The organism is Aminobacter ciceronei (genome assembly GCF_014138625.1).
In the GTDB taxonomy this organism is placed as follows: Bacteria; Pseudomonadota; Alphaproteobacteria; order Rhizobiales; family Rhizobiaceae; genus Aminobacter; species Aminobacter ciceronei.
Map to the genome: position 1 here is coordinate 2,501 of NZ_JACJHY010000080.1, position 3,567 is coordinate 6,067.

Annotated in this window: 1 tRNA gene and 2 rRNA genes; all 3 read left to right on the forward strand. The window is 53.2% G+C overall.

From position 1 onward, the window contains the following. The first annotated feature begins 291 nt into the window (after positions 1–291). Positions 292–3,103 (forward strand): 23S ribosomal RNA (locus HNQ95_RS33130). 100 nt (positions 3,104–3,203) lie between these two features. Then, positions 3,204–3,318 (forward strand): 5S ribosomal RNA (gene rrf, locus HNQ95_RS33135). A gap of 172 nt (positions 3,319–3,490) precedes the next feature. After that, positions 3,491–3,567, forward strand: a tRNA-Met gene (locus tag HNQ95_RS33140).

Sequence of the window (3,567 nt, forward strand, 5' to 3'; positions counted from 1 at the left end):
AAGCCAAGATTTGTGGTTAGCTCCCAAAGAGCCAGCCGCTTGTTCTGTTTGACATTGTAAAGAGAAGATTTGTTCGGACTCCATCCTCGGAGTGTGAGCTTGGAAGACGAGGCTGCCATGCCTTGTTGGAAGAGTTTGCGCGGTGATGAAGATGGTTTGTCGCGGTGAGACGCTCAATCTCCCGCATATGATGGGCTTGCCTAACCGCTGCCCCCGGACCGATCTCGAGAAGCTGGTCTTTTTGTGCCGATGTCGTTGTGAGAAATCATGATGAACATTGGCAATGAGAACGATCAAGTGTCTTAAGGGCAATTGGTGGATGCCTTGGCATGCACAGGCGATGAAGGACGTGATACGCTGCGATAAGCGTCGGGGAGGTGCGAATACCCTTTGATCCGACGATTTCCGAATGGGGAAACCCACCTAAGATACTTGTAAAATCAGAGCAGTCGGCGAGCGCAAGTTCGGCGGCTGTTGTGGTTTACAAGTATCGTTATTAGGTAACTTACCCTGAATACATAGGGGTAAAGTGGCGAACGCGGGGAACTGAAACATCTAAGTACCCGTAGGAAAGGACATCAACCGAGACTCCGCAAGTAGTGGCGAGCGAACGCGGACCAGGCCAGTGGCGATTGAGAGACAAGCGGAACCTTCTGGAAAGTAGGGCCATAGTGGGTGACAGCCCCGTACGCGTAATGCGATCAATCGTCCTTGAGTAAGGCGGGACACGTGAAATCCTGTCTGAACATGGGGAGACCACTCTCCAAGCCTAAGTACTCGTGCATGACCGATAGCGAACTAGTACCGTGAGGGAAAGGTGAAAAGCACCCCGACAAGGGGAGTGAAAGAGTACCTGAAACCGGTTGCCTACAAACAGATGGAGCCTGAAATGGTGACATCGTACCTTTTGTATAATGGGTCAGCGACTTAGTGTGTCGAGCAAGCTTAAGCCGGTAGGTGTAGGCGCAGCGAAAGCGAGTCTGAACAGGGCGTTCAGTTCGACGCATTAGACCCGAAACCGAGTGATCTAGCCATGAGCAGGATGAAGGTAAGGTAACACTTACTGGAGGTCCGAACCCATAACTGTTGCAATAGTTCGGGATGACTTGTGGCTAGGGGTGAAAGGCCAATCAAACTCGGAAATAGCTGGTTCTCCGCGAAATCTATTTAGGTAGAGCGTCGACCGAATACCCCAGGGGGTAGAGCACTGGATGGGCTAGGGGATCTCACCGATTTACCAAACCTAACCAAACTCCGAATACCTGGGAGTACTAGTCGGCAGACACACGGCGGGTGCTAACGTCCGTCGTGAAAAGGGAAACAACCCTGACCTACAGCTAAGGTCCCCAAGTTATGGCTAAGTGGGAAAGGATGTGAGGATCCCAAAACAACCAGGATGTTGGCTTAGAAGCAGCCATCATTTAAAGAAAGCGTAACAGCTCACTGGTCTAAATAAGGGTCTTTGCGCCGAAAATGTACCGGGGCTAAAGCCATACACCGAAGCTTAGGGTTTGCAGCTTGCTGCAAGCGGTAGCGGAGCGTTCTGTAAGCTGACGAAGCCGTACCTGTGAGGGGCGGTGGAGGTATCAGAAGTGCGAATGCTGACATGAGTAACGTAAGGGGTGTGAGAGACACCCCCGCCGAAAGTCCAAGGGTTCCTGCTTAAAGCTAATCTGAGCAGGGTTAGCCGGCCCCTAAGTCGAGGCAGAAATGCGTAGACGATGGGAACCACGTTAATATTCGTGGGCCTGGAGGAAGTGACGGATCACGTATGTTGTGGGGTCTTATTGGATTGATCCCTGCAGCGGAGTGGTTCCAGGAAATAGCTCCTCCTTATAGACCGTACCCGAAACCGACACTGGTGGACTGGTAGAGTATACCAAGGCGCTTGAGAGAACTATGCTGAAGGAACTCGGCAAATTGCACGCGTAACTTCGGAAGAAGCGTGACCCTTTCCTGCGCAAGCAGGGTGAGGGTGGCACAGACCAGGGGGTAGCGACTGTTTATCAAAAACACAGGGCTCTGCGAAGTCGCAAGACGACGTATAGGGTCTGACGCCTGCCCGGTGCTGGAAGGTTAAGAGGAGAGGTGCAAGCTTTGAATCGAAGCCCCAGTAAACGGCGGCCGTAACTATAACGGTCCTAAGGTAGCGAAATTCCTTGTCGGGTAAGTTCCGACCTGCACGAATGGCGTAACGACTTCCCCGCTGTCTCCAGCATAGACTCAGTGAAATTGAATTCCCCGTGAAGATGCGGGGTTCCTGCGGTTAGACGGAAAGACCCCGTGCACCTTTACTATAGCTTTACATTGGCATTCGTAGTGGCATGTGTAGGATAGGTGGTAGGCTTTGAAGCCAGGGCGCCAGCCTTGGTGGAGCCACCCTTGAAATACCACCCTTATCTCTATGGATGTCTAACCGCGGCCCGTTATCCGGGTCCGGGACAATGTATGGTGGGTAGTTTGACTGGGGCGGTCGCCTCCTAAAGAGTAACGGAGGCGCGCGATGGTGGGCTCAGACCGGTCGGAAATCGGTCGTCGAGTGCAATGGCATAAGCCCGCCTGACTGCGAGACTGACAAGTCGAGCAGAGACGAAAGTCGGTCATAGTGATCCGGTGGTCCCGTGTGGAAGGGCCATCGCTCAACGGATAAAAGGTACGCCGGGGATAACAGGCTGATGACCCCCAAGAGTCCATATCGACGGGGTTGTTTGGCACCTCGATGTCGACTCATCGCATCCTGGGGCTGGAGCAGGTCCCAAGGGTATGGCTGTTCGCCATTTAAAGCGGTACGTGAGTTGGGTTCAGAACGTCGTGAGACAGTTCGGTCCCTATCTGCCGTGGGTGTAGGAATATTGAAAGGATCTGTCCCTAGTACGAGAGGACCGGGATGGACGGATCTCTGGTGGACCTGTTGTGGCGCCAGCCGCATAGCAGGGTAGCTATATCCGGACGGGATAACCGCTGAAGGCATCTAAGCGGGAAACCCACCTTAAAACGAGTATTCCCTGAGAACCGTGGAAGACGACCACGTTGATAGGCCGGGTGTGGAAGTGCGGCAACGCATGAAGCTTACCGGTACTAATAGTTCGATAGGCTTGATCGTTCTCATTCCTTATGTTCATCGCAGTGCGATCCCAAAGGGATCGTCACGAAAAACGACAAAAGCACAAAAACAGCTTCTCGATTAACATGCGCTTTGCCGACCTGGTGGTTATGGCGGAGCGGCTGCACCCGATCCCATTCCGAACTCGGCCGTGAAACGCTCCAGCGCTGATGGTACTTCGTCTCAAGACGCGGGAGAGTAAGTCGCTGCCAGGTCTGCCAAGCGCATGTTAAATCTTCTCGATACAAAAGGCCCGCCAACGGGTAGACGGGCCGCGTAAGCGGCCCTTTCCTTTGGCAAATGCCAGACAAAAAGACATTTTGCCCGTGGCAAAAGTCGGAAAGCGTTGAAAAAGGACATTTTGCCTGTCGCAAAAATGTCCGGTGGCGCGGGGTGGAGCAGCCCGGTAGCTCGTCAGGCTCATAACCTGAAGGTCACAGGTTCAAATCCTGTCCCCGCAACCA